At 39.3% G+C, this 25,620-nt stretch carries 23 protein-coding genes; 9 read left to right on the forward strand and 14 right to left on the reverse strand.

Annotation, left to right across the window (positions count from 1 at the left end; translation table 11 throughout):
• Nucleotides 1-133 precede the first annotated feature (133 nt).
• The 3 genes from GJV03_RS09935 to GJV03_RS09945 are packed head-to-tail and all read left to right on the forward strand — an operon-like array spanning nucleotide 134 to nucleotide 2,993.
• Entirely contained in the window at nucleotides 134-1,186 is a 1,053-nt protein-coding gene (locus tag GJV03_RS09935) for a sugar phosphate isomerase/epimerase (protein WP_154130001.1), read from the forward strand.
• Nucleotides 1,187-1,207: 21 nt separating this feature from the next.
• Nucleotides 1,208-2,080, forward strand: a complete 873-nt coding sequence (locus GJV03_RS09940) for an alpha/beta hydrolase (protein ID WP_004720390.1) — start codon at nucleotides 1,208-1,210, stop codon at nucleotides 2,078-2,080.
• Nucleotide 2,081: 1 nt separating this feature from the next.
• Entirely contained in the window at nucleotides 2,082-2,993 is a 912-nt protein-coding gene (locus GJV03_RS09945) for an alpha/beta hydrolase (RefSeq protein WP_154130002.1), read from the forward strand.
• 107 nt (nucleotides 2,994-3,100) lie between these two features.
• Here GJV03_RS09945 and GJV03_RS09950 read toward each other — a convergent pair whose 3' ends face one another.
• The 6 genes from GJV03_RS09950 to GJV03_RS09975 form a co-directional block, all read right to left on the reverse strand.
• Complete coding sequence (locus GJV03_RS09950; RefSeq protein ID WP_154130003.1) at nucleotides 3,101-4,126, reverse strand: enoyl-CoA hydratase/isomerase family protein; 1,026 nt, start codon at nucleotides 4,124-4,126, stop codon at nucleotides 3,101-3,103.
• 15 nt (nucleotides 4,127-4,141) lie between these two features.
• Nucleotides 4,142-4,915 carry an enoyl-CoA hydratase gene (locus GJV03_RS09955; protein WP_105712607.1) on the reverse strand — a complete coding sequence of 258 codons (774 nt, stop codon included), beginning with the start codon at nucleotides 4,913-4,915 and terminating at the stop codon, nucleotides 4,142-4,144.
• A 55-nt stretch (nucleotides 4,916-4,970) separates the two neighbouring features.
• The gene (locus GJV03_RS09960) at nucleotides 4,971-6,098 is read right to left on the reverse strand and encodes an acyl-CoA dehydrogenase family protein (RefSeq protein ID WP_154130004.1); all 1,128 of its coding nucleotides are present in this window, start codon (nucleotides 6,096-6,098) and stop codon (nucleotides 4,971-4,973) included.
• A gap of 73 nt (nucleotides 6,099-6,171) precedes the next feature.
• A complete protein-coding gene (locus GJV03_RS09965) occupies nucleotides 6,172-7,824 on the reverse strand; it encodes an AMP-binding protein (protein WP_154130005.1) in 1,653 nt (550 codons plus the stop codon).
• A 103-nt stretch (nucleotides 7,825-7,927) separates the two neighbouring features.
• A complete protein-coding gene (gene mmsB, locus GJV03_RS09970; RefSeq protein WP_154130006.1) occupies nucleotides 7,928-8,818 on the reverse strand; it encodes a 3-hydroxyisobutyrate dehydrogenase in 891 nt (296 codons plus the stop codon).
• A gap of 15 nt (nucleotides 8,819-8,833) precedes the next feature.
• Nucleotides 8,834-10,351: a CoA-acylating methylmalonate-semialdehyde dehydrogenase gene (locus GJV03_RS09975; RefSeq protein WP_154130007.1), complete on the reverse strand. Its 1,518-nt coding sequence runs from the start codon at nucleotides 10,349-10,351 to the stop codon at nucleotides 8,834-8,836.
• A gap of 165 nt (nucleotides 10,352-10,516) precedes the next feature.
• Here GJV03_RS09975 and GJV03_RS09980 point away from each other — a divergent pair, with 165 nt between their 5' ends.
• On the forward strand, nucleotides 10,517-11,398 hold the full coding sequence (locus tag GJV03_RS09980) for a LysR family transcriptional regulator (protein ID WP_004821587.1): 882 nt from the start codon (nucleotides 10,517-10,519) through the stop codon (nucleotides 11,396-11,398).
• A gap of 162 nt (nucleotides 11,399-11,560) precedes the next feature.
• On the opposite strand, the gene GJV03_RS09985 is transcribed toward GJV03_RS09980, so the two are convergent.
• The 8 genes from GJV03_RS09985 to GJV03_RS10020 all read right to left on the reverse strand — a co-directional run bounded on the left by GJV03_RS09985 (nucleotide 11,561) and on the right by GJV03_RS10020 (nucleotide 20,302).
• Nucleotides 11,561-13,765, reverse strand: a complete 2,205-nt coding sequence (locus GJV03_RS09985) for an OsmC domain/YcaO domain-containing protein (RefSeq protein WP_154130008.1) — start codon at nucleotides 13,763-13,765, stop codon at nucleotides 11,561-11,563.
• 246 nt (nucleotides 13,766-14,011) lie between these two features.
• Nucleotides 14,012-14,602, reverse strand: a complete 591-nt coding sequence (locus tag GJV03_RS09990) for a TerD family protein (RefSeq protein ID WP_004720371.1) — start codon at nucleotides 14,600-14,602, stop codon at nucleotides 14,012-14,014.
• 17 nt (nucleotides 14,603-14,619) lie between these two features.
• Nucleotides 14,620-15,336, reverse strand: coding sequence for a TIGR00266 family protein (locus tag GJV03_RS09995; protein WP_004720370.1), 717 nt, complete (start codon nucleotides 15,334-15,336; stop codon nucleotides 14,620-14,622).
• Nucleotides 15,337-15,350: 14 nt separating this feature from the next.
• Nucleotides 15,351-16,658 (reverse strand): VWA domain-containing protein, encoded by a 1,308-nt coding sequence (locus GJV03_RS10000; protein ID WP_154130009.1) that lies wholly within the window; start codon nucleotides 16,656-16,658, stop codon nucleotides 15,351-15,353.
• Nucleotides 16,659-16,774: 116 nt separating this feature from the next.
• Nucleotides 16,775-17,353 carry a TerD family protein gene (locus tag GJV03_RS10005; RefSeq protein WP_004720368.1) on the reverse strand — a complete coding sequence of 193 codons (579 nt, stop codon included), beginning with the start codon at nucleotides 17,351-17,353 and terminating at the stop codon, nucleotides 16,775-16,777.
• Between the two features lie 2 nt (nucleotides 17,354-17,355).
• Nucleotides 17,356-18,462 carry a DUF475 domain-containing protein gene (locus tag GJV03_RS10010; RefSeq protein ID WP_004720367.1) on the reverse strand — a complete coding sequence of 369 codons (1,107 nt, stop codon included), beginning with the start codon at nucleotides 18,460-18,462 and terminating at the stop codon, nucleotides 17,356-17,358.
• Nucleotides 18,463-18,478: 16 nt separating this feature from the next.
• Nucleotides 18,479-19,054: a TerD family protein gene (locus GJV03_RS10015; RefSeq protein ID WP_056511216.1), complete on the reverse strand. Its 576-nt coding sequence runs from the start codon at nucleotides 19,052-19,054 to the stop codon at nucleotides 18,479-18,481.
• A 57-nt stretch (nucleotides 19,055-19,111) separates the two neighbouring features.
• The gene (locus tag GJV03_RS10020; RefSeq protein WP_154130010.1) at nucleotides 19,112-20,302 is read right to left on the reverse strand and encodes a TerD family protein; all 1,191 of its coding nucleotides are present in this window, start codon (nucleotides 20,300-20,302) and stop codon (nucleotides 19,112-19,114) included.
• A gap of 363 nt (nucleotides 20,303-20,665) precedes the next feature.
• On the opposite strand from GJV03_RS10020, the gene GJV03_RS10025 reads away from it, so the two are divergent.
• From GJV03_RS10025 to GJV03_RS10045, 5 genes are read left to right on the forward strand one after another with little or no spacing between them, the layout of a single operon-like run.
• On the forward strand, nucleotides 20,666-21,622 hold the full coding sequence (locus GJV03_RS10025; protein ID WP_154130011.1) for an ATP-grasp domain-containing protein: 957 nt from the start codon (nucleotides 20,666-20,668) through the stop codon (nucleotides 21,620-21,622).
• A 5-nt stretch (nucleotides 21,623-21,627) separates the two neighbouring features.
• Nucleotides 21,628-22,749, forward strand: a complete 1,122-nt coding sequence (locus GJV03_RS10030) for a phosphoribosyltransferase domain-containing protein (RefSeq protein ID WP_154130012.1) — start codon at nucleotides 21,628-21,630, stop codon at nucleotides 22,747-22,749.
• The gene (locus GJV03_RS10035; RefSeq protein WP_004720362.1) at nucleotides 22,739-23,518 is read left to right on the forward strand and encodes an HAD family hydrolase; all 780 of its coding nucleotides are present in this window, start codon (nucleotides 22,739-22,741) and stop codon (nucleotides 23,516-23,518) included. Before GJV03_RS10030 ends, GJV03_RS10035 begins: the two co-directional genes overlap by 11 nt.
• Nucleotides 23,511-24,677: a cysteine protease StiP family protein gene (locus GJV03_RS10040; RefSeq protein WP_154130013.1), complete on the forward strand. Its 1,167-nt coding sequence runs from the start codon at nucleotides 23,511-23,513 to the stop codon at nucleotides 24,675-24,677. Before GJV03_RS10035 ends, GJV03_RS10040 begins: the two co-directional genes overlap by 8 nt.
• Nucleotides 24,674-25,600, forward strand: a complete 927-nt coding sequence (locus tag GJV03_RS10045) for an HpcH/HpaI aldolase/citrate lyase family protein (RefSeq protein ID WP_056511232.1) — start codon at nucleotides 24,674-24,676, stop codon at nucleotides 25,598-25,600. The genes GJV03_RS10040 and GJV03_RS10045 overlap by 4 nt, the downstream gene beginning before the upstream one ends.
• Nucleotides 25,601-25,620: the final 20 nt, after the last annotated feature.

Raw genomic sequence — 25,620 nt, forward strand, 5'->3', positions numbered from 1 at the left:
AATAAATTTCGCAAATAAATCAATAGGATTTGTTGGAGAGGCTGCCCTTTTTTAGATTCTTTTTTAAAAACTTGTTGTTTTTATTCAAAAGAAAGCCTATTGTTTGTCGATCGACAATTAATTGAGTTTAGCTATGCAAACCATCAAAGGTCCAAGTATTCATCTCGCACAATTCAGTGATGATATTTTCCCATTTAATAATTTAGAGAGCATTGCTGCATGGTTTTCTGATAAAGGCTTTAAGGCTGTACAACTACCAGCATGGGACAAGCGTTTATTTGATGTTAATTTAGCAGCCACAAGCCAAGATTATTGCGATGAAATACAAGGGGTTTTACAAAATAATGGTTTAGAAATTAGTGAGTTGACAACGCATATTTTTGGCCAACTTATGGCTGTGCATCCAGCTTATGATGCTTTATGTGATGCTTTTGCACCTTCACATTTACATGGAAATTCAGTAGCTAGAACTCAATGGGCTGAACAACAAATGTTGGCTTCTGTGCAAGCATCTGCCCGCTTAGGTTTGCAAGATATGGGAACTTTTTCAGGTTCACTGGCATGGCCTTATATCTTTCCTTTTCCTCAACGCCCCGCTGGACTTATTGAAACCGCTTTTGATGAACTTGCACGTCGTTGGATGCCGATCCTCAATGCCTGTGATGAACATAATGTCAATCTGTGCTACGAAATTCATCCTGGTGAAGACTTACATGATGGTATTTCCTTTGAAATGTTCTTAGAACGGACACACCACCATCCACGTTGTCAGATTCTTTTTGACCCGAGTCATTTTATTCTGCAACAACTGAACTATTTAGAATACATCGATATCTATAAAGATTTTATTCGAATGTTCCATGTCAAAGATGCTGAGTTTACTCCGACAGGTCGCCAAGGGATGTATGGGGGCTATCAAAATTGGGGAGATCGTGCAGGTCGATTCCGTTCTACTGGAGATGGTCAGGTTGATTTTAAAGCAATTTTCTCAAAATTGGCACATAACGACTATCAGGGCTGGGCAACTTTGGAATGGGAATGTTGTTTAAAAAATAAAGAGGATGGCGCAAGTGAAGGTGCTGAGTTTATTCAACAACATATTATCCATGTTACCGATAAAACCTTTGATGATTTTGCAGCAGCGCCTGTCAATCAATTGCAAATAAATCAACTTTTGGGTATCTAAGGCAGAGATTGAGCATTTACTATGACAACACATGAAAATTTAGTCGATCAATTTCAGCATCATTACATCCATATAGACAGTAAAAAACTTCATTATGTCTCTACAGGCCGTGGTCCTGTCGTATTACTTATCCCCGGTTGGCCACAAACATGGTACGCATGGCGAAATGTAATGAGCGTATTGGCGGACAATGGTTATCAGGCAATTGCTGTGGATCCACCGGGAACAGGCTATTCTGTTCCGCTGAATGGAAGTTATGATACGGGGCGAATTGCGACAATTTTATCCAGCTTAATGTCAAAACTTGGACATGATACTTATTCAGTGATTGGTCACGATATCGGGATGTGGGTTGCTTATGCACTTGCAGCTGATTTTCCCCAATCTGTTACTTCTCTGGCTGTGACTGAAGCCGTTATTCCCGGATTGGCAACGCCACCGCCTATTTTTGTTTCACCTGATGAAAATATTTTTCTATGGCATTTCATGTTTAATCAAGTGATGGACTTACCTGAAGCTTTGGTCAGTGGACGTGAAGAAACTTATCTTAATTATATTTTTGATAAGTGGTCGTGGCACAGAGATAAAGTCGCCGCTGAAACGTATATTGAGGCTTATAAAGTATCGGGACGTTTAACGGCAGGTTTTAATTACTATCGTTCAATCCCCGAAACCATTCGTCAAAATAAAATCCGCGCAACTAAAAATCTAGAAATGCCTGTATTGGCGATTGGTGCAGAACAGGCAACCAATGATGCACCTTATGAAACCATGAAAAAAGTTGCACCGCATTTAACCAGTGCAATTGTCAAAGATTGTGGTCATTTTATTATGGAGGAACAACCCGAAGCGTTTTGTTCCCTGATTTTAGAATTTCTACAACAGGAGCAATAAGATGTCTTTAGACCATCAAATTGCAGACTGGCTTAACGCTAGACCTGTTGCAACAGCTGCAAATACACTTTGTGAATTAAGAGCGCAGGTAAATCAGGACATCATACAACAGCAAGGTATTGAGCAAGATTCCAGCTATCAAACCAGTTTTTGGATTACAACTTCTGATCAAGCTCAAATCCAAGTTCGGGTATATACGCCCTATGCTTTGGTACAGCTACAAAGCAACCCAGCTTTAGTATTTGCCCACGGTGGTGGATGGTGTTTGGGGAGTTTAGATGCGTGGGATCGTTCATGCCGTTTACTGGCAGAATCAACACAGCATGTTATCTTTTCAGTGGATTATCGCCTAGCGCCTGAATTCAAATTTCCAGTACCGCTGACAGATTTTTTTACAGCACTTCGTTATATTCAAGAACATGCTTTAAGTTTAGGGCTTGATCAAAATCGTATTGCTGTGGGTGGTGATAGTGCGGGAGCTAACCTTGCAGCAGCTGCATGCTTACTCGCTAAAGCGCAACCAGAAATCCAGATTAGTCAACAACTGCTGTTTTATCCAGCCTTAGATGCCACGATGCAGGGTAAATCCTATGAAACTTATGCGGATGGTTATGGCTTAACGACTGCAACAATGGCGTATTGTTGGGATCAATATTTAAATAGTGATTCTGACAAAATCAATCAGTTGGTGAGTCCTCTACTGGCACAATCATTACAAGGCTTACCTGAGGCAACAATTTTTGTCTGTGAATATGATCCACTGTGTCATGATGGCGAACAATATGCTGAAAGATTGAGAGATGCTGGTGTCTCGGTGAAATTTCATTTTCTAGCAGGAATGATTCATGGTGCAATTCATATGACCGCAATCACAGAGAAAGCCAACGCTATATACGATAAGATTGATTTATAGGTGATTTTGATCATCGTGAAAAAAGGAAATCGCATGATTTCCTTTTTTGCTATTTCAAAAGTATCTGAATGTTTATAAAAACAGAACTGATATACGCATTAAAAAGACTAACCTAATTCAGCCAATATTTTATCTAAAACAATATTGCTTTTTTGCCACTTTGGCTGTTTATCTTTGTCGACAATTAAAGCACGAACACCTTCAAGAATATCGCCATGTTCAAACCAGATATCCTGTAAATTTCGTTCCAACTGCATACATTGTTGTAATGACAATCCCCGTCCCAAGTATTGCAGTCTTAAACTGGTTTTTTTCGCCACCCAAGAACGTTGTTGCAAAGTGCTTAAGACTTTGCTTGCCCAGGCTTGATGCTGTTGATCTTTTTCATTTTCAAGACTTTTTTCAATATCTTGCAAATTTTCAAAGCCAAAATGCTTACGAATGTTCTCAACCGATGCACTGAGTTCACTTTCTACAGGGCGGGTAATAAATTTAGAAATTATCTGTTCAATATTGTCTTTGCTTAAATTGCTTGATTGGCTCAGCGCATCAAGTAAGTCATTAAATTGTTGGCTAGGAACATGATAATCAATCAAATCTAAATATAAGGCATCACTGCTACTGATTTGGTCACCTGTGGTTGCCAGATAGACCCCAATATCATCTAAACGTGACAAGAAGTGCGTTGCTGCAACATCAGGAAAGAAACCAATCGCCGTTTCAGGCATGGCAAAACGTGATTTTTCACTACTGACAATAATATGACAGGCTTGTGCCAGACCAAAACCGCCACCTAAGACATAGCCATCTAACAATACCACAACCGGTTTTTTAGACGCGCGAATGCTATTCAACATGTCATATTCAGCAATAAAATAGCCTTTATGTCCATCTGTACCATTTTGATAACAATCGTAAAGATAACGAATATCACCACCTGCACAAAATGCTTTTGGGCTATTAGATTTGATCAGTATCGCTTGAATGCCAGCATCATTTTGCCAAGTTTCAACTTGTGTACGGATACCATTGATCATATCCAGAGTCAGTGCATTCAGGCTGGACACTCGATCTAAGGTAATCACACCCAGAGCTGCGTTCTGTTCGATGATTAAATGATTTTCAGTATTCATCCCATCTTCATCCTGTTATTGATTTTTAAAGTTGGCTTGGCGTTTATCAACAAAGGCTTGCATGCCTTCTTTTTGATCCAAAGTAGCAAAAATTGAATGAAAGGTTCGTCGTTCAAAACGTAAACCTTCCGCCAAACTCACTTCAAAGGCACGATTAATTGATTCTTTGATCATCATTGTCGCCACCAATGATTTTTCAGCAATTTTTTCAGCAGCACTTAAAGTCTGGGTTAAAAGCTCTTCAGGGCTAAACACACGGGCAACTAAACCACTCAGTTCTGCCTCAATTGCCCCCATTTGTCGAGCGGTTAAACACATTTCCATCGCTTTGGCTTTACCTATGGCAAGGGTTAAACGCTGCGTACCCCCAATGCCTGGAATCACGCCTAAAGTGACTTCAGGTAAGCCAAATTTGGCATTATCCGCACAGTAAATAAAATCACACATCAGTGCCAACTCACAACCACCACCCAAGGCATAACCACTGACAGCTGCGATTAAGGGTTTACGGCGTTGCGCAATTCGATCGGCAAGATTAAAAAAATCATCAAAATAAATATTGGGAAAGTTCAATCCCGCCATTTCTTTAATATCAGCACCTGCTGCAAAGGCTTTTTCTGAACCAGTCAGCACCATACAACCAATATCCTGATCTTTTTCTAAATCATCTAAAGCTAAATTTACTTCTTGGATTAATTTTGAATTTAATGCGTTTAAAGCCTTTGGGCGATTGAGTGTAATTAAGCCTACGCCTTTGTGTTTTTCCAGTAAAATGGTTTCAAATTGCATATTCATTTCCTTATCTGTTTTATCCTATCATCTGATACACAGCGATTAACTCTATTTATAAACTTCGCGCAATCACCAAACGCTGTATGTCACTGGTGCCTTCATAGATTTGACAAATACGTGCATCACGATAAATCCGTTCAATTGGAAAATCTTTTAAATAACCATAGCCGCCGAAGACCTGTAAAGCTGCTGAACAGACACGCTCTGCCATCTCTGAGGAAAATAATTTTGCCATTGAGGCTTCATTGAGACAGGGCTTGCCTGCTTCTTTCAATCGTGCGGCATGATGGACCAATTGACGAGCTGCTTCGATTTCTGTTGCCATACTGGCCAAACGAAAAGCGATTGCCTGATGTTCAAAAATCGGTTTTCCAAAAGTAATCCGTTCTTTGGCATATTTGCTGGCTTCTTCTAAGGCAGCACGTGCCAAACCCACCGCTTGCGCAGCAATACCAATACGACCGCCTTCCAGATTAGACAGTGCTATTTTAAGCCCTTCACCTTCTTGACCTAACATTAAGCTTTTGTGTACACGCACATCAGTCAATGCAATTTGACAGGTATCTGAAGCATGCAATCCCAGTTTTTCTTCAGTCCGAATCACTTCATAGCCCGCAGTTTCCCGTGGCACAATAAAGGCACTGATACCTTTTTTACCAGCACTTGGATCGGTCACTGCAAATACAATAATTACACCAGCATTATTTCCTGAAGTAATAAATTGTTTTGCACCGTTAATAATCCAATCCTCACCATCTTTGACAGCTCGGGTTTTCAGTGCTGCTGCATCAGAACCAGTATGCGGTTCGGTCAATGCGAAAGCACCTATCATTTCACCTTGTGCCAAAGGCATTAAATACTTTTGTTTTTGTTCTTCATTACCAAATTTAGCAATCGGAACACAACCGACTGAATTATGCACACTCATAATGGTAGAGGTTGCGCCATCGGCCGCCGCAATTTCTTCAAGTGCAAGGACATAGGCTAAGTTACCAGTATCTGAGCCACCCCATTGCTCTGAAATCAGCATCCCCATAAATCCCAATTGCCCCATTTGTGACAAGGTCTCTTTGGGGAAAATGCTGTGTTTATCCCATTCCGCTGCATTTGGTTTAATTTGTTCTTGGGCGAAACTTTTCGCCATGTCCTGAATCAATAATTGTTCTTCAGTAAATTGCATTTCATATTCCTTAGCATCATTTAACATCCTACATTCGGCAAGTTTAGCTTGTGTAGGATGATCCTTACTCGCTTTATGCACTTAATTGTTGTTTAGCAATTTCTTGATTTCGTAGTAAAAAGCGTTGAATCTTGCCACTTGGGGTCTTGGGTAGTTCAGTAACAAATTCAACTTGTCTTGGATAAGCATGGGCAGACAGACGTTTTTTGACAAATTGCCCAAGTTGTTCAGCCAATTCCTCAGATGGTGTTTTATTTTCTGCCAAAATCACAAAAGCTTTAACGATTTCTGTTCGCTCTGGATCGGGGACTCCAACAACAGCAGCTTCAATCACTGCCTCATGTTCAAGTAATGCACTTTCTACATCAAAAGGTCCAATACGATATCCAGAGGTGGTAATCACATCATCACTACGTCCAACAAAGCTCATACTCCCATCTGCATGTAGTTCAGCAGTATCACCGGTCAAATAATAATTTTTGATAAATGGTGATTTACGACTTTCTTTATAACCACCAAACCACATCATCGGTGATTGACTGATATCTACCGCTAAAATTCCAGCGGTATCGGCAGGCAACTCATTGCCTTGATCATCTACCACAGCAACACGATAACCTGGGCTGGCAAAACCAGCAGCGCCTGCACGGACCTCGTGGCTTAAACCATGATGATTGCAAACCACCATGCCCACCTCTGTCTGTCCATAATGATCAAAAATAGGCGCATCAAGCACTTGTTTAAACCAACGAAAAACTTCAGGATTTAAAGGTTCACCAGCACTACTCACAACCCGGAATTTACCTTTTAGTTGTGCCATTTGAGTGGGATCCGCGGCCATCATCATCCGATATGCTGTAGGTGCACCTGCCAAATTATTAATTTTATAATCATCAATAATTTGACACAAACTGTCTATGCTAAAACCACCTTCATAAAACAAAGTGGCATGGCCTAACAATAATGGTCCTGTGATACCGTAATAAAGTCCATACGCCCAACCTGGATCAGCAATATTCCAAAATGCATCATCTGCGCGTAAGCCGATCGCATCTTTCATATAGTTGCCAAAAGCAATTAAGGCTTTGAGTGGAACTTCCAAAGGTTTTGCAGGCCCCGTGGTGCCTGAGGTAAACATGAGTAAAAATGGATCTTGAATGCTTTGCATGACCAGATCACATTGCTCAGCATGTTGATTGAGTTCTTTCCAAAAATCTAAATCGCCTTGTTGTACAGCATGACCCTGTTGATCAGAGACAGTCATAATTTGTGGACACTGTGCAACTTCATCCAGTTTGCTACGATTGCCGATATCGGTCACAACCAATTTGCTTTTTGCCAGCTGAACTCGATGTTCAATCGCCTTTGGGCCAAATGCAGTAAATAGCGGTTGATAAACTGCACCAATTCGCCAAGCAGCGAGAATCACAACCAATAATTCGGGAGTTCTTGGTAATAACCCCGAAATACGATCACCAGCTTGAATACCCTGTGACTTTAAAAAATTGGCAAACTGACTCGACCATTTTTTCAGTTGAGCAAAGGTATATTGCTCTTTACGGCCATCTTTACCTTGCCAATATAGGGCAACTTTTTCGCGATCTGCTTCCGCATGTCGGTCACAGCATTCATAACAGGCATTCAGTTGATCGACTGAACCTGAGAGCATTTCTTGAACCGCACCATCTAAATTAAATGTTTTAGCAACATCCTGATAATTCAACATATTATATACTCCGGCCTGGATTTATTGTTATTCATGACACGAGTGAATCTATTGGTTTTTCACCACCCATTGGTGGTGAAATTGACTATGCTTCGATTGATGATTAAGTTTCTTTAGGCAAATATTGCTGAATGATGCTGGAAAAATCGAGTTGAGCATTACCTTGCATACACAGTTGCTGATAAAGCTGCTGTACCAAACCACCTAAAAGCAAAGGTTGTTTGACTTGGCCTGCGACTTCAACAGCCAAACCCAAATCTTTAAGCATCAGTTGAGAGGCAAAGCCATCACTATAACCACGTCCAGCAGGTGCATTTGCAGAAATACCCGGCCATGGGTTACACACTTCCGAGCTCCAGCAACGACCACTTGAACTATTGATTACGCCTGCTAATGCTTGTGCATCGATACCGAGTTTTGCCCCTAGCGCCATGCCTTCAGCCACTGCGGCCATTGAAATGCCTAAAATGAGATTATTGCAAATTTTAGCAATTTGTCCTGCACCCACTTCACCACAGTGCACGATGTTCTTACCCATTGGTGCAAGCACAGATTTGACTTGTTCAAAGGCTTTATCATCAGTTCCTACCATAAAGGTTAGCGTACCTGCTTGGGCCCCGATCGTGCCACCTGAAACAGGCGCATCACAAATTTGAATTCCTTGCTTTGCACCAATTGCAGCAATGTCTTTAATGGTTTGTGGATCAATGGTACTGCTGTCGATACATAAGCTGCCTTGTTTAAGCACAGCAAGTACCCCATTTTCACCCAAATACACCTCTTTAACATGCTTTGCGGCTGGCAGCATGGTGATTACTACATCTGCATTTTCTGCTGCTTTCTGTGGACTATTACAGGCAATTCCGCCTGCTTCGGTGAAATGTGCGATTGCAACATCACTTAAATCAAAGCCATAAACCGTCAAGCCTGCTTTGAGTAAATTATGGGCCATTTTACCGCCCATATTGCCTAAACCAATAAATGCAATATTCATCCTTGAACTCCTATATTAACGCAAGCTGATGGTGGTATTCACTTCACCTTTTTCTTGTGTGTCTTCGAACCAACGACTGGTAATGGTTTTGGTTTGAGTATAGAACTGTACTGCTTGTTTACCATAAGGCCCTAAGTCCCCTAATTTTGAACCTCTTGACCCGGTAAAGCTAAAGAATGGAACCGGCACAGGAATTGGAATATTGATACCAACTTGACCAATATCAATGGTGCTTTGGAAAGTACGCGCTGTTGCACCACTTTGAGTAAATAAACCTACACCATTCCCGAACGGATTGGCATTGACCAATTGAATGGCTTGTTCAAGCGTATCAACATGAATAATGGCTAATACAGGGCCAAAAATTTCTTCAGTATAGATACGCATATCGGTAGTTACTTGATTGAATATGGTTGCACCAACAAAATTGCCATTTTCGTAGCCTTGGACTTGTACGTCTCGACCATCGAGTAAGAGTTGCGCACCTTGTGCAATACCGCTATTAATCAAATCTATAACGCGAGCTTTAGCACGTGGTGAGATCACAGGACCAATATCTGTTTGCGGTTCATGCCCAGCATTGACTTTCAGTGTTTTGGCTTTTTCAACCAATTCATCCACCCAGTTTTTAGTTTCACCGACCATGACAGCAACAGACAATGCCATACAACGTTGTCCAGCCGCACCAAATGCAGCACCAACTAAAGCATTTAAGGTTTGTTCTTTGTTGGCATCTGGCATGACCACGACATGGTTTTTTGCACCCATCATCGATTGCACACGTTTACCATGCTGACCCGCTAAGTTATAGACATGCGTCCCTACCGCAGTTGAACCTACAAATGAAATGGCTTTAATGTCTGGATGCGTACATAGACGATCTACCACTTGTTTGCCACCATGTACCACATTGAGTACACCAGCAGGAACGCCCGCTTGTAATGCCAATTCAACCAGCATCATAGTCGATAATGGATCTTGCTCAGACGGTTTAAGTACAAAGGTATTGCCGCAAACAATCGCCATTGGAAACATCCATAGTGGAATCATGGCAGGAAAATTAAACGGGGTAATTCCAGCACATACACCCAATGGTTGCTGCAAGGTATAAGTATCTACACCACGGGCTACACCTTCAGTATATTCACCCATTTGCAAGGTACCAATTGAGCAAGCATGTTCAACTACCTCTAAGCCACGTTGAATATCACCTTCTGCATCAGCCAAGGTTTTACCTTGTTCTGCGGTCAAAACACGGGCAATATCTTTCATATTGTCACGAATCAAATCTTGCAGTTTCAGCATGATACGCATACGGGCTTGAATTGGTGTAAAACGCCAAGTTTTAAATGCTTCTTGTGCAGCAGCAATTGCAGCATCAACTTCGTCTAAAGTTGCCATTGGGACACGACCAAGTACCTCTTGGGTCGCTGGATTTAGAATGTCTTGCCACTCAGTAGTATTTGATTCGGTAAATTTTCCATTAATTAATAATTTAGCCGTCGTCGAATGAATATTTGACATTGTGTTCATAACCTCTCCATAGGCAATATTTTTTGTTGTTACATTTTTAGAAAATAGCCAAAAGCAGTATTTTCATCAGTGCTGTTTCAAATCAAACTAACAAAGAAAATATAGATGACCAATAGAAATTAACGCACAATGAATGTGCAAATATGCACAAGGATGTCATACACAATGAAAGTCGATTGGGATCACCTACAGTTTTTTTTAGTTTTAGCGCGTGCAAAGACGTTAACCAATGCAGCTCGTATTATTGGGGTCGAACACAGTACCGTGTCTAGACGAATACAGGCGCTAGAATTAGCTTTAGGAACGCCGTTGTTTAGACGCGAAGCCACAGGCTATGAACTGACTATGGAAGGCTTGGCGTTGGTGCCCCGTGTCGAGCAAATGGAACAAGCATTCTTGCAAATTGAAAAGCCCAACTTACCTTTACAAGGACATGTGCGAATTGGCACACCAGAGGGTTTTGGAACAGCATTTTTAGCCCAGCTATTGGCAGAACTGTCTAAACAATATCCTTTACTCACGATTGATCTTATCCCGGTTCCAAAAATGATTAAGCTGTCGCATCGTGAAGCTGATATTGTGATTTCCATTGATCGCCCTAAGTCAGGACCTTATATTATTACCCGTTTAACCGATTATTGTCTTAAAATTTATGGCAGTAAAGGCTATCTAGAAAGCACTCAAGCGATTAAAAAACTTGAAGATTTAAAAAACCATCAGTTTGTAAACTATATTGACGATTTAATTTATAGCCCTGAACTGTATTGTTTAGAACGTCTGCCCTTACAGCTCAATGCAAATTTTAGAAGTAGCAGTATTTTGGCCCAACAAGTTGCTGTGAGTGCAGGTGCTGGATTAGCAATTTTGCCGAAGTTTTTGGCAGAAAATAAACCAGAACTTAAACAGGTGTTACAAGATGAAGTTCGTTTTATTCATACCTTTTGGATGCTAACTTTAGTCGATTTACAGCATGAACCGCGTATTAAATTGGTTTGGGATTTTTTAAGAACACAAGCTGATAAATATCAAAATTTATTGATGGATTAGTCATTCACTTATTCATAAGAGATATTAGGGATAGCCCATTTCATCATCAGTATAAACTTAATCCTTTGATTGAGTGATTTTTTAAATATTGTATTATTTTTAAAAATAAAAAACCCAAGACGAATCTTGGGTATTTCACTTATGTTCTAAAGTAAAATGCGTTTAACTTGCTAAGCCAACAGCTTTAGCACGTGCCTTATGTAACTTCTTATAGCTGTCAATAAGTCTTAAATGACGATCAAGTCCTTCAAGCTGCATACTGGTTTCAGTCAAACCATAAAAACGCATACTGCCGTCTAGAGAACCAATAACTGCATCCATTCGTTCATCACCAAACATACGACGGAAATTCGCTTCATAGTCATCTAAATCCATGTCGTCATCTAGTTCAACTTCAAGCATTACATTCATACACTTGTAGAACAAGCCGCGTTCTACAGTATTGGTATTGTATTGCAGGAATTGTTCAACTAAATCTTTGGCTTCTTCAAACTGTTGTAAAGCAAGATAAATCAACAGTTTTAACTCAAGGATGGTCAGTTGTCCCCACACAGTATTATCATCAAATTCAATCCCAATTAAAGTTACGATATCGGTGTAATCATCCACTTCAACTTCTTCTAGACGTTCAACTAAGGCTTCAAGTTGCTCATCATCCAAACGATGAAGATTTAAAATATCTTCACGGAATAACAATGCTTTGTTGGTATTGTCCCAAATTAAATCTTCAACCAAATAAATTTCAGAATAATCAGGCACAATGATACGGCAAGCTGTCGCCCCTAAGTGCTCATAGACTGCCATATAGACTTCTTTGCCCATTTCCTCAAGAATGTTTAGCATGGTCTTTACTTCTTCAGCATTGGCATTTTCACCTGCACTGCTAAAATCCCACTCAACAAAGTCATGGTCTGATTTTGCACTAAAGAAACGCCAAGATACCACACCACTTGAATCGATAAAATGTTCAACAAAATTATTCGGTTCAGTCACCGCATTACTGCTAAAGGTTGGTTTAGGTAAATCATTTAAACCTTCAAAACTACGACCTTGTAATAACTCGGTTAAGCTACGCTCTAAAGCAACTTCAAGCTTAGGATGTGCACCAAACGATGCAAATACGCCGCCTGTACGTGGGTTCATCAGTGTGACACACATCACTGGAAATTCACCACCCAACGATGCATCTTTAACCAAGACTGGAAAGCCTTGTTCTTCTAGGCCTTTAATGCCCTCAACAATACGCGGGTATTTTGCTAAAACGTCTTCAGGTACATCTGGAAGTGCAATTTCTCCCTCTAAAATTTCACGTTTAACCGCACGTTCAAAAATTTCAGATAAACACTGTACTTGAGCTTCGGCTAAGGTATTTCCTGCACTCATACCATTGCTTAGATATAAGTTTTCAATCAAATTTGATGGGAAATATACAACTTCTTGATCTGATTGGCGTACAAACGGTAATGAACAAATCCCACGCTCAGTATTACCTGAGTTGGTGTCATATAAATGCGTACCTAACAATTCATTGTCTGGGTTATATACCTCTAATGTATATTCATCCAATATTTCTTTAGGTAGCGCTCCATTTGGTCCTGGTTTAAACCATTTTTCATCTGGATAATGTACAAACTCAGCATTGGCAATGTCTTGACCCCAAAACTGGTCGTTATAGAAGAAATTACAATTTAAACGCTCAATGAACTCGCCTAATGCCGAAGCCAAAGCACTTTCTTTGGTTGAACCTTTACCATTGGTGAAACACATTGGAGATTGCGCATCACGAATATGTAATGACCATACATTTGGAACAATATTTCGCCATGAGGCAATTTCAATTTTCATTCCCAAACCTGCCAGAATCTCTGACATATTGGCAATAGTTTGCTCTAAAGGTAGATCTTTACCTTCAATATAAGTTGAGCTTTCTTGTGCTAAGTTTGGCATGAGCAATGCTTGTGCATCTGCATCAATACTTTCAACTTCTTCAATAACAAATTCAGGACCTGTTTGGATGACTTTTTTAACGGTACAACGGTCGATCGAACGCAAAATACCTTGACGATCTTTATCCGAAATATCCGCAGGTAGTTCAACCTGAATTTTAAAAATTTGTTTATAGCGGTTTTCAGGATCGACAATATTGTTTTGAGATAAACGAATATTATCTGTCGGGATATCACGAGCTGCACAATATACTTTGACAAAGTAAGCAGCACACAAAGCAGATGATGCAAGAAAATAATCGAAAGGACCCGGCGCAGAGCCATCACCTTTATAGCGAATGGGTTGATCAGCAATTACTGTAAAGTCATCGAACTTGGCTTCTTGTCGAAGATTGTCGAGGTAATTGACTTTGATTTCCATGTGGGCACCTAAATATTCTTATGTGTTGGCATGGACACATAAAATTTAAATATTGAAAAATAAGCCGAATCACGGAGAAGAAATTGACTTAAAAACGAACTAACCTCAACTGAGGTCAGTAATAATGGACGCTATTATAGAATTATTTTACAGAATTGATAACTTTAGAATGGAAAGATTGAAAATACTTTAAACAAAAGCCATTTCTAGAAATGGCTTTGTTGATTAAAATTTTTACAGCCGCCCTTAAAGCACTGGAATGATCGAAGGAAGCATGTCATGAATGGTCTTACCATTACAGGTATCGCCAATCGCAGACATTTTCCATGCGCCATTGTGGCGATAAACTTTAGCGATAATCAAGGCAGTATAATTGCCTTTTGCTGAAAGGTTATATTTTGCGATTTCAGTATTGGTATTTGAGTCAACTAAACGACAAAAAGCATTTTCAACTTTTTCAAAAGTTTGACCGCGGAAACTACTAATTGTAAAAACCAGTGCTTTGACTTGCGGTGGTATTTTGGTTAGATCAACATGGATCACTTCATCATCGCCATCACCAGCACCTGTACGATTATCCCCTGAATGCCAAATACTGCCATCCTTACTTTTTAATTGACCGAACCATACTGCATCAAGCGGTTGGTTGTTTTCATCAAAAATAATGACTGAAGCATCAAGGTCGATTGAATCACCACCACCGCCACCAAAAAGACCACCTAAAAATCCGCCACTCTTCGCCACATCCCAGCCTGCACCAAGATAAATTTTGGTCAAAGATGAACCATCACCTTTTTCTAAAGAGATTTTTTGACCTTTTACTAAACTAATACTCATGTGTTTCCCTCATAGATTTAATTGTTTCTATTTAAATTTAAAGCTGAAGATAACCAGGTGAGGTAGCTCTTGCGATTTCGGGAACAAATAATGACTTTGCCATTGCCCCTAAACTTAAGCACCATACCTTCACCACTGGTAAAACTGTTTAAAAGATTTCCAACAATTCCGCGGTTTTGTGAACTTGGCATACCAATGTTGTAACTTAAAGACGAATCCCATGCCACAACATGACCATTATCAATGGTGGTTTCTCCGTTCTGGGTACTGACATCGACTTCCATCAAGGTACCACAGCCTGAAATACACAGTTGTCCTTGTCCAGATGATTCCATCACCACAAAACCACCTGTATCACCAAAGAATCCACCACCTAAATTTGCTTGAATCTTGGCTTTGACATTGACATGTTCTGTTGCTGCAACAAAAGCCCCATCAGATAAAGTGTATTGCTGAGGTCCTATGTTAAGAATTTGCATATCACCATCTATGTTTGGAGAAAGTAAACACTGTCCATGACCAAATGATGCTTTGATTTCTTGCTGAAACAGCGATTCACCTGTGGTAAATCTACGCATAAATGATTGAAATAATCCGCCGCGTAAATTTCCTGCCAATTCTAAATTTTGCTCAATCATGACCATTGCATCAGATTCACAAAATATTTTTTCTCCCTGTACCAAATCGACCAATAGAAATGGTTCTGGACTGCCTACAAGTTCAAATTTAGCCATCGATTGCCCTCACTTTATCGAATAATGTTTTTATTTTTCGCTTCTTTTAACCACAGTGGAAATTCCTGAAGCAGTGCATCATACAGTTGTGCTTCAGGCATACTTTGAATATTGCTCATTTCAAAAAAATTGCAATTATCTACTACTCGCCCATCCATCGTATCGAGTTGTTCCAACACACCATAGTTACGGCCGCCGATACCCACGAACTGCCAAAAAATAGGAAACTTGGATGCATTTTTAAGAATATTTTTAATCTTTTTACTTTCACTGACCCCGCCATCTGAAACAAATACTACGTATACCGGTAAATGAGATGGGTTTTCTTGGGTAAAATACTGGATCACGGCTTCAAGTACAGCGGGTTCATTATTGTAACGTGCACCAGCTTTCCACTTTGGATGACCGCCTTGATCTGTATTGACAAAATTTTCTAAGTTGTTCAAGGTTACATCGCTTAATCGCAATGATTTTTCTGCAAATGCCCAGCACTCAAAACTGCCATCATCATCAAAATTGACTGCCAAGGGCATAATTCGGTCAAGTACTTTTTGTACATCACCTTTTATATACTGTTGGTGCATTGAACCTGAATAATCTAGCACTAAAGCGACACGAGCTTTTACATCGAGTAAATTGTTTTTTTCTAAACTGATTAAAGACTTTTTAGTAATATCTACCAAATGTGGAGCTGCATTTTGGATTTTATCCAGTACCACTTTCTTTTTCAGATCGATTGTTGATGGTGTATTGCTTGTCGATGGGTTTACTGTTGATGCTGCAGCTGCTGTACTTTCTTCAACTTCTCCCCCAAAGTGCTCAACCAAAGCCTTTAAGCCACCATTAAAACCTTGACCAATTGCAGCGATACGCCAAGCATCACTTTTAAAGTAAATCTCAGTCAGCATCACAGCTTTTTCTTGGCTAAAATTAGAACCATTTAAAAGATAACTCGCAAGCACCTGCCCTTGTTGATTACATAACTCGACCAGAATCGATTGTATATTGTGGATTTGAGACTGCTCATTGGATAAAGTGGCACAGATCACAAAACGTGATGTTCGCGCTGTATCTATCTTGTTTAAATCAAAGGCAAAACTATGCATGTTGCCTTGAAGCTGATATTGAACTTCGCCTTTCGGAGTCTGTGGCTGATTATAGAAAGTCATATAATCATCATGGAAAAGTTTATCGTTTGGCGCAATACCAAAACTAGAAATATCGATTTCAAAAGGTGCTTGAACCTGTACACGTAGTTTAAACTGTGTCTCTGTCTGCAACAATTGGTGAAGTGCCAGTTTTTGTCCAGTGATGAATTGCATTGTTGTTCTCTATTTAGTACTTGAAAATAATTTTTACTGTGTTCATAAATGAACCGATTTAAACCGAATCACTTTCAAGTACTAAAAGATAAATCTTTTAGTACAGATTTTAAAAATTAAACTGCAACACCATAACTTGCAGCCAAAGCACCTAAGCCGCCGTTAAAGCCTTGGCCGACTGCTTTAAATTTCCACTCACCGCTATGACGGTATAACTCACCAAAAATCATGGCAACTTCTGTACTACCGTCTTCAGATAAGTCAAAACGTGCAAGTTCTTCTGCATTGTTATCCTGATTGATTACACGGATATAAGCTTTGTCCACCATACCGAAGTTTTGACCATTTTGTTGGCCTTCATGAATGGTTACAGCAAAAACAATTTTTGCGACATCAGCAGGTACTTTAGCTAGATCAACTGAAATTGTTTCGTCATCACCATCACCGTCACCTGTACGGTTATCACCGTTATGATTAACAGAACCACAAGGAGAGGTTTTTTGGTTAAAGAAGATGAAGTCGCCATCTAAACGAACTTTGCCATTTTCACCAGTCAGAAAAGCAACCGCATCCAAGTCAAATGCTTTACCATCTGTCACACGAGGATTCCAGCCTAAACCTAAGTCTACTTTATTCATTGTAGGCGCTGTTTTAGACAGGTTGATGTTACCGCCTTTTGATAAATTAATAGCCATTTTTAATTTCCTTTTTCAGTTGTTTCAAGAGATTGTTTTTTACTATATGAAATTGATGAGATTACTGCCCAAACAATAAATGCGACACCAATCAAGCCTGTTACGACTTCAGGTATATGTAAGCCTGTTCCACTTGCAAGCATGATGAATGCAAGTGCACCAATCGCATAATGCGCGCCATGTTCTAAGTAAACATAAGCATCAAGCGTACCTTTTTCTACAAGGTAAACCGTCATAGAACGCACGAAGATTGCACCGATTGCCAAGCCCAGCATAATAATTACCACATCACTGGTAATTGCAAAAGCACCGATTACACCATCGAAACTAAAAGACGCATCAAGTACTTCAAGATACAAGAAGCCACCGATACCGCCTTTGATGATTGTACCTGTGACTGGTGCACCATTATTTGAAGTTGTTTGTTCAGTTGCTTCTTGTTCATCATCATGTGAACCGCCTTCAAGCAAGTGTCCGATCACCTGAACACCGACATAAACCACAATTCCCCAGATCCCTGCCATAGTTACAACAAGACGAGAAGTTTCAGGTACAAAATTAGCCATAACCAATAATGCACATAATGAAATAAACACTGAAATCGCTTGAATATTGCCTAGATCAGCGAGTTTTGACTCCAACCAATGGAACCAATGCTCATCTTTTTCATCATCAAATAAAAAGTTAAGAAAAACTAAGAGCAAGAACATACCACCGAACGCTGCAATTTCAGCATGGTGTGCCATGAGCTTTTCAGAGTAGGTTTTTGGATCGTTCAGCGCAAGTTTTGCAACCTCTATCATGCCCATGTCTGCAGTGACGCCAACAATGAGTAATGGAAAGATTAAACGCATACCAAATACAGCGATAACAATACCGACTGTTAAAAATAAGGTTCGCCAGAAATGATTCCAGTGTTTAAGTACCGAAGCATTTACTACAGCATTATCAAACGATAAAGAAACTTCCATCACTGCAAGAATTGCAGTAATTGCCAATGCCTTGAACATGGTCATTAGGCCGGCTTGGGGACCATGTGTAAAACCCCAATACGCAGAAATTGCTAGACAAATGATGGTAAAAAGAATCGAAAAGCGAAAATGTTTCATCCATTGAACTCTTATATTAGATGCTTATACCGAACTGTTGGCACATTGCGCTTAAACCGCCAGCATAACCTTGTCCTACAGCTCTAAACTTCCACTCACCATTGTGGCGATATAATTCACCAAAAATCATGGCAGTTTCTGTTGAATAATCTTCATTCAAATCGAAACGCACAATTTCAGTATTGCTTTGATCATTTACCACGCGAATAAACGCATTTTGGACTTGACCAAAATTTTGACCGCGACTTTCACCTTCATGAATGGTGACTGTAATTGCAATTTTTTGAACATCTGCAGGTACTTGTGCGAGATTAATGCGAACTGCTTCATCATCACCATCACCCGCACCTGTACGGTTATCACCTGTATGTTCAACAGAACCTTCAGGTGAACGTGTTTGGTTATAGAAAATGAAATCGTGTTCACCACGAACTTTACCGCTTTCACTCAATAAAAATGCCGAAGCATCTAAGTCAAAATCTGTTCCGTCGGTTGCACGCGCATCCCAACCTAAACCGACCAAAACTTGGTTTAAACTTGGGTCAGTTTTGCTTAAAGATAAGTTGCCACCTTTGTTTAATGAAATTGCCATTTATATTTCCTCTACTTTATTGCAGTGTGCATTCATTGTTTAAATACATGCAGTCAATTAATTTTTAGAACCATGTGTCCATCGGAACCCAAAACCATAATGTTCATCTAAATATTTTTGATCTTTAAAATAACGAACTTCTCGGTTGGCTTGTATAGTGCCATTGTTATTCTTTAATTCTACAATAGAACATGTTGTCAATTGATTACCATCCGTCAAATGAACTTCAATTTCAGGTTGGTCTGGGATCTTAATGGTGACCACACCATCTGTTGCAGCCCATTGCGCAGCACCCTGATAAATATAAGCATAAATCACAATGCGTTCAATTTGATCCCATTGATTACCATTGATATGTAGATTTTCACCTTGTACAGATGAACCTGTACGATCATCGCCATCAAGCTGAATAAATGGTTTGACCTCAAAACGGCCAAAACGATTACCCAGCGGTTGTACTAAATCAATTTCACCATTTTTAAGTTGCACCATAGCGCCAAGGTCTAGATCTATTGCACTTGAACCCGATAGTTTCTGAAAAAATGATTGGGATTTGGGCTGGCTTTTATTCCAGTTTAAATTGACTGAAATTTTTCCAAAACCATTGCCTTTCTTGGTTAAATTGATGGTTGAATTGTTTTTATCCAGTCGAATTTTAGAAAGATTAATATTTGAATTTGAATTTGTAGGTGTAGGTGTAGGTGTAGGTGTAGTATTTTTCACTTCATCGGCAATCACAACACCAAAGTTTTCAGCCAATGGCTTTAACCCACCATTAAATCCTTGACCAACAAAGCGGAATTTCCATTGGCTGTTATGTAAATAAATCTCTGCAAGGATTAAGGCTTTTTCAGTTCTATTCCGAGTATCCAAATGTGCAGTCGCAATACACTGTTGCGCTGCATAAAGCTCAATATCAATCGGAACAATATTTCCAATGGTGTTTGGTTCATTGATCGTGACACAAATAGCGATTTTTTGAATTTGTGCATCTAAAAGTGCAGTATTGATTTTTAATTTGGTGAGATTTGGGTTCTTAGATGATGATTCTAGCAAAACCACACTTTGATTGGGGGTTTGACGTTGTCCATAAAAAATCATGTCCTGATCACCACGCACTTTAAGCGTGCCTTGGGCCAGTAAATATGCTGTAACATCTAATTCAATGTCAGATGAAAAACCTGTTTTTATACAAATTTCAATATCCTGAGCAGGTATTTGAATATTTCCACCAGCAACCAGCTGCATAAATCCTCCACTTTATAGGTATATTATCGCTTTTTGATAAAATGAATTTAAAATCATGCGTTATTCAAATGAAGTTTTTAAATTAACTTTCTTTATAAAAAACAAATAAAAATAGATATGCTATGTTTTACCATAAAAATTCCTAATCTCAAGTGTTTCAGTGTTTTTTTTCTTTATGTTTCATTACTTTTACAAAATATTAAAATTAAATATTGTATCACTATGGGGAATTGTTATATTTTCCAGCGCATCAGATAGTCGCTTTAAAAACTTCGTTATTCTTTATAAAAATTTGAGATTAAATTACCCGTGCTACAGCAATATAAAATTTGGATCGCCGAGTGTTATTCCTGTCAAAATGATATGATTCAATTACTGAAAAGTTCGAGTATATCAAAACAACTGACTATATTTTGTTCTCACAGCCGTAACCGTCCCGAACTTGCCTTAAGTGCTGATGTTTATCTTCAGCAACCTGCTATTTCAAAGAGCGCTGAATGGTTATTAGAACAATGTATTGAACATAATATTCAACTGCTTTTCTGTGGAAAACACAGCCAACATATTGAGCCGTTTAGAGCTCAATTTGAACAACATGCTATTCAGTTGATTACTGGTACACTCAGCTCAGAACAGCATGAGTTGATGAACAATAAATACCAATTTACCTTACATTGCGAAGCGCAAAATTTATCTGTCATTCCAGCGTTATTAGCCAATTCCACAGAAACGCTGAAAAAATCCATTGGAACATTACAGCTACAACATAGTGAGATCTGCGCTAAGCCTGTTTATGGGGTTTATGGTGCCGGCTTTGTCCGCTTACAGAATCATGTATCGTACTTTAAAAACTTTAGCTCACCGACCAAATGTAATACTCAGCAATTTATAGAGGCATATAGTCAGCAGGAAGAGCCTGTTGAATATCTGATTATGCCTTATTTGGCTGGGCAAGAATGTTCAGTTGATATTGCTTGTAGTCAAGGAAAGATCATTGCTCAAGTAACCAGAATTAAACATGTTTATTTTCAAGAGTGTTTTTTGCAACATCCTTGTCATCAAATTTGTATAGATTTAGTCGATTATTTTCAATGTGATGGACTAATTAATATCCAATTTAAACAAGATGAAAGCTTGCAATGGCATATTCTTGAGATCAATCCACGCCCTGCTGGTGGTTTTGCTTATACACAACATACGGGAGTCAATTTGATTGCTGAACTGATTGCTGAAAAATTAAATTTGAATTTAGTTCGAGCACCACACCAATCGCCTGTAAAAGCTTTACCGATTGCCCATAGTATAAAATTGGATTTGTAAGATAGATGAAGCATATAGATTTAAGTCGTGGGCGAATCAGTGTTCAAGTTAACCAACAACATAGCCATTGGGCTTTAGATGATTTATTAGATTTTGCAGAAAGAATTAATCCTAAAAGAGCATTTTTATTTGTTTCCAAAGTATTGGGGAAACATATCCCTGTCGCACCCTCTGTCATGCAGCGCAGTTATAGTGATTTAGCCAGTTTAGTGCCTACAGATTTGGCTGGGCCAATCTGTGTCATTGGTATGGCCGAAACAGCAGTCGGTTTGGGTGCTGGGGTTTATCGTGAATTAAAAAAACAACATGGCAAAAATGCGATTTTCTTAACGACAACACGACACCCTGTATCGACTTTACCCACGTTGGGGCTTTTTCTAGAAGAACATAGCCATGCTCAGGATCAGTTTATTCTAAGCAGCCATGATCCAGTTAAACATCAGCAAGTGATTGATTCAAAGACTTTGATTTTAGTTGATGATGAAATTTCGACTGGAAAAACCTTTAAAAACCTGATCAACAGCTTAACAAATTCTGGTTTGCAGCAAGTTGAACGCGTGATCTTGGTCACGTTGGTGAACTGGGCTGAGCACAGTCTTGCAACGGATGAACTTGATATCCCTGTGGAAGTGGTTTCATTATTGCAAGGGAATTGGCAGTGGCAAGCGAATCAGCACAATATTCAGATTAATATGCCCAATGTCAGCTCCACTGAGCAACAGGCACAGAAAATTATTGCACCAAATAATTGGGGACGTGAGCCAGGTTATTTAGAATGTACGCCATGGGAACATATTCACATTAATCATCCAGGCGAAAAAATACTTGTACTGGGTTCAGGTGAGTTTAGTTGGATCCCTTTTCTTATTGCAGAACAGTTGGAACAACAAGGTGCTGAAACTTACTTTAGTTCAACAACACGTTCACCGATCATGCAAGGACATGCGATAAAAAGTATTTGCCAGTTTCATGATAATTATGGGTTAAATATCCAAAACTTTGCTTATAACGTAAAACATCAAGAATTTGATCGGGTGCTTTTGGTGATTGAAACACACCAAGATAGCGTAGACCCAAGCTTGTTTGAACAAATTAAAAATTTGGAAGTGATCAGTTATGAACCCTAAACCTTTAGTCTTTGTCGACTTGGATGACACTTTATTTCAAACTTATCGAAAACAGCAACCGACTCCACAACATCAAATGGTGACTACAGATGTTTCAGGACAACCGCTTTCATATATGAGTCCAAAACAGCAGTCTTTTTTGAATTGGTTGCTTGAATCTGCTGAGGTTGTGCCTGTAACTGCTCGCTCAGTTGAAGGCTTTAAACGTGTACAAATCCCTTTTAAATATGGTGCGATTTGTTCCCATGGTGGCACGATTCTGGATCAAAATTTAGCTGTGGATACTGACTGGTTTGATCTTCAAAAACAACATGAAATTCAACTCAATGGCATACTGACTGACTTGCCAGAAGCTTTGCATGACTATGCCAAAGATTTGGGTGCAGTAAGAACTTGGACTTTAGTTGAAAATGAACTGAGTATTTATTCTGTTGCAAAGCAAAAACAAGCTGGTGCGTTATTTTTAGATCGGCTTGTTGAGAAATTACCTAAACCTCTACTGGAACAGTGCTATATCCATATCAATGGCAATAATCTGGCGATTATTCCACATCATGTCAGCAAACAAAGCGCGGTTGAGTTTTATATTCAGAAACATGATCCGCAACGGGAACGTATTATTTTAGGTTGGGGCGATAGTCTATCAGATGCTGGATTCCTCAGCTGTTGCGACTGGTTTGGAATGCCGAAAAGCAGTCAGTTGGATAAGTTTCTCAATACGCATTTAAGCCATGATTTTGACACTAAAGGATATTTAGGTCATGTCTAATTCATTGATCACACCACTCAATCCAATATTGAACGAACTTGGCTTTCACGGTTCATATCGTCCCGAAGATGTTACTTTTTTGATGCAGATTGATGATATTCAACCCACTGCAGTTGAAGAAAAAGAATATCTGATCCAGTCAGGAAAAATGCACTATTCACAAATGATCAGTGCTGAACATCCGCCAACGGATGAACAAATGCAACATTATCAGCATGCCTTTGAACAAGGTGCACAGCGCCTTGCCGAAGAAGTTCAAAAAATTGGCAACAGTTTGATGCAACGTTTTCCCAAGCAAGAGATTGTTTTGGTGAGTTTGGTTCGCGCTGGTGTTCCTTTAGGTGTATTACTCAAGCATTACCTTGAAAAGCATCAGTCTTGTTATCACTATGGTATTAGTATCATTCGTGATCGAGGTGTTGACTTTGCTGCACTGCAAGCAATTATTGAACAACATAGTGCTGAGAATATCGTTTTTGTAGATGGCTGGACAGGTAAAGGCGCGATATGCAAAGAACTCACAAAAAATCTACAAGACATTCCTGAGCTCTTTGATGAAAATTGGCAGATCCCGCGTTTAGTTACCCTATCTGATTTGGGTGGTTATTCTTGGTTAAGTGCCAGTACAGATGATTGGTTGATTCCATTTGGTATATTGGGTTCAGTGATCTCTGGATTGACTTCTCGGACGATTCTAAAAGAAACGATTGAACAGCAAGATGCCCGTAAAAATTGCTATCAGACACAAAAATGGCACAGTTGTTTAATCTATGATCAGCTAAAACCTTATGACCTTTCTGTCAATTTTGTTGAGCAAATACGACTGTTGATTGAACAAAATCCAACGGATAAACAGGTGAGCTGGAACAATCAAATTCGTTTAGCACAACAGCAGCAATGTGCAGAAACGATTGAATGGATTGCAGCACAATATGCGATTCAAAATATTAACCATATAAAACCCAGTATTGCTGAAGCAACGCGAGCAGTTTTAAGACGCGTACCTGAACGAATCTTATTGAAAGATGAATCTAACCCTCATGTACAATTATTATTGCACTTTGCACGTGAGCGAAATATTCCAATCGATATTCTGGGAACAAAATTAGGTCCTTATCACGCAGCAACATTGATAAAAAAAGTAGAGAAGAAAAAATGAAGCCACTTTTACACGCCATTGAACTTGGCGCGACCATGTATATTCCTGCAACACATGAACAATTGTGGGAAGTTACCCAAGGAATTAAATTTCCTCAGATTAAATCAATTGCGGTATGTCTTGAAGATGCTGTACTTGAATCAGATGTTCAAACGGCGATGGTGAATTTAAAACTTTTATTGCAAAGACGACTGGATGAACCCAGTTTAAAAGCCCCTGCCATCTTTATCCGTCCAAGAAATATGGAAATGGCGAAGCACATTGTCGACTGGGATCTAAATCAAACATTTAATGGTATGATTTTGCCTAAGTTTAATGTATTTAATCTAAAAAATTGGATGAATGTATTACCTGCCAATTTGCAATATATGCCGACACTTGAAACCAAAGAAATCTTTGATGTTGCGCACAATATTGAACTTTACCAAGCTCTTAAATATGACTTTCATAAAACATTATGTTTAAGAATTGGTGGCAATGACCTCTTATCCTGTTTAAATCTGCGTAGACCCAAAAATACTACGATTTATCAAACACCTGTGGGTATTCTGATTTCACAATTGGCGGGATTATTTATTCCCAATGGCTTTCAGCTGAGTTCACCCGTGTGTGAACATTTTGAAAATACACAGCTATTGATGCAAGAGCTGGAACAAGACATGAATAACGGCATTTATACCAAAACAGCAATTCATCCTGCTCAAATTGGTCATATTCATCATGCCTTACAAGTTCAGCCTGAAGATTTCCATGAAGCTCAATTAATCTTAGCACACGATGCTAAGAGTGTATTTAAAAGTCATGGTTCAATGATCGAACCTGCCACCCATAAAAATTGGGCTGAAATGATTTTACTCAGATATAAAACTTTTGGTTTGGTCAAATCCTCTTGTTCAACACACGACAAAATATTGGTGGTATAGGCCTTGTTTAGAGGTTGAAG

Origin of the sequence: Acinetobacter sp. RIT698, assembly GCF_009668065.1 — a bacterium.
Classification (GTDB): domain Bacteria; phylum Pseudomonadota; class Gammaproteobacteria; order Pseudomonadales; family Moraxellaceae; genus Acinetobacter; species Acinetobacter guillouiae.

What these genes read in the sequence shown, in the direction of transcription:
- GJV03_RS09935 (WP_154130001.1), top strand. Translation starts at nt 134, where the DNA reads ATGCAAACCATCAAAGGTCCAAGTATTCATCTCGCACAATTCAGTGAT.
- GJV03_RS09940 (WP_004720390.1), top strand. Translation starts at nt 1,208, where the DNA reads ATGACAACACATGAAAATTTAGTCGATCAATTTCAGCATCATTACATC.
- GJV03_RS09945 (WP_154130002.1), top strand. Translation starts at nt 2,082, where the DNA reads ATGTCTTTAGACCATCAAATTGCAGACTGGCTTAACGCTAGACCTGTT.
- GJV03_RS09950 (WP_154130003.1), bottom strand. Translation starts at nt 4,126, where the DNA reads ATGAATACTGAAAATCATTTAATCATCGAACAGAACGCAGCTCTGGGT.
- GJV03_RS09955 (WP_105712607.1), bottom strand. Translation starts at nt 4,915, where the DNA reads ATGCAATTTGAAACCATTTTACTGGAAAAACACAAAGGCGTAGGCTTA.
- GJV03_RS09960 (WP_154130004.1), bottom strand. Translation starts at nt 6,098, where the DNA reads ATGCAATTTACTGAAGAACAATTATTGATTCAGGACATGGCGAAAAGT.
- GJV03_RS09965 (WP_154130005.1), bottom strand. Translation starts at nt 7,824, where the DNA reads ATGTTGAATTATCAGGATGTTGCTAAAACATTTAATTTAGATGGTGCG.
- mmsB (WP_154130006.1), bottom strand. Translation starts at nt 8,818, where the DNA reads ATGAATATTGCATTTATTGGTTTAGGCAATATGGGCGGTAAAATGGCC.
- GJV03_RS09975 (WP_154130007.1), bottom strand. Translation starts at nt 10,351, where the DNA reads ATGAACACAATGTCAAATATTCATTCGACGACGGCTAAATTATTAATT.
- GJV03_RS09980 (WP_004821587.1), top strand. Translation starts at nt 10,517, where the DNA reads ATGAAAGTCGATTGGGATCACCTACAGTTTTTTTTAGTTTTAGCGCGT.
- GJV03_RS09985 (WP_154130008.1), bottom strand. Translation starts at nt 13,765, where the DNA reads ATGGAAATCAAAGTCAATTACCTCGACAATCTTCGACAAGAAGCCAAG.
- GJV03_RS09990 (WP_004720371.1), bottom strand. Translation starts at nt 14,602, where the DNA reads ATGAGTATTAGTTTAGTAAAAGGTCAAAAAATCTCTTTAGAAAAAGGT.
- GJV03_RS09995 (WP_004720370.1), bottom strand. Translation starts at nt 15,336, where the DNA reads ATGGCTAAATTTGAACTTGTAGGCAGTCCAGAACCATTTCTATTGGTC.
- GJV03_RS10000 (WP_154130009.1), bottom strand. Translation starts at nt 16,658, where the DNA reads ATGCAATTCATCACTGGACAAAAACTGGCACTTCACCAATTGTTGCAG.
- GJV03_RS10005 (WP_004720368.1), bottom strand. Translation starts at nt 17,353, where the DNA reads ATGGCTATTAATTTATCAAAAGGCGGTAACATCAACCTGTCTAAAACA.
- GJV03_RS10010 (WP_004720367.1), bottom strand. Translation starts at nt 18,462, where the DNA reads ATGAAACATTTTCGCTTTTCGATTCTTTTTACCATCATTTGTCTAGCA.
- GJV03_RS10015 (WP_056511216.1), bottom strand. Translation starts at nt 19,054, where the DNA reads ATGGCAATTTCATTAAACAAAGGTGGCAACTTATCTTTAAGCAAAACT.
- GJV03_RS10020 (WP_154130010.1), bottom strand. Translation starts at nt 20,302, where the DNA reads ATGCAGCTGGTTGCTGGTGGAAATATTCAAATACCTGCTCAGGATATT.
- GJV03_RS10025 (WP_154130011.1), top strand. Translation starts at nt 20,666, where the DNA reads ATGATTCAATTACTGAAAAGTTCGAGTATATCAAAACAACTGACTATA.
- GJV03_RS10030 (WP_154130012.1), top strand. Translation starts at nt 21,628, where the DNA reads ATGAAGCATATAGATTTAAGTCGTGGGCGAATCAGTGTTCAAGTTAAC.
- GJV03_RS10035 (WP_004720362.1), top strand. Translation starts at nt 22,739, where the DNA reads ATGAACCCTAAACCTTTAGTCTTTGTCGACTTGGATGACACTTTATTT.
- GJV03_RS10040 (WP_154130013.1), top strand. Translation starts at nt 23,511, where the DNA reads ATGTCTAATTCATTGATCACACCACTCAATCCAATATTGAACGAACTT.
- GJV03_RS10045 (WP_056511232.1), top strand. Translation starts at nt 24,674, where the DNA reads ATGAAGCCACTTTTACACGCCATTGAACTTGGCGCGACCATGTATATT.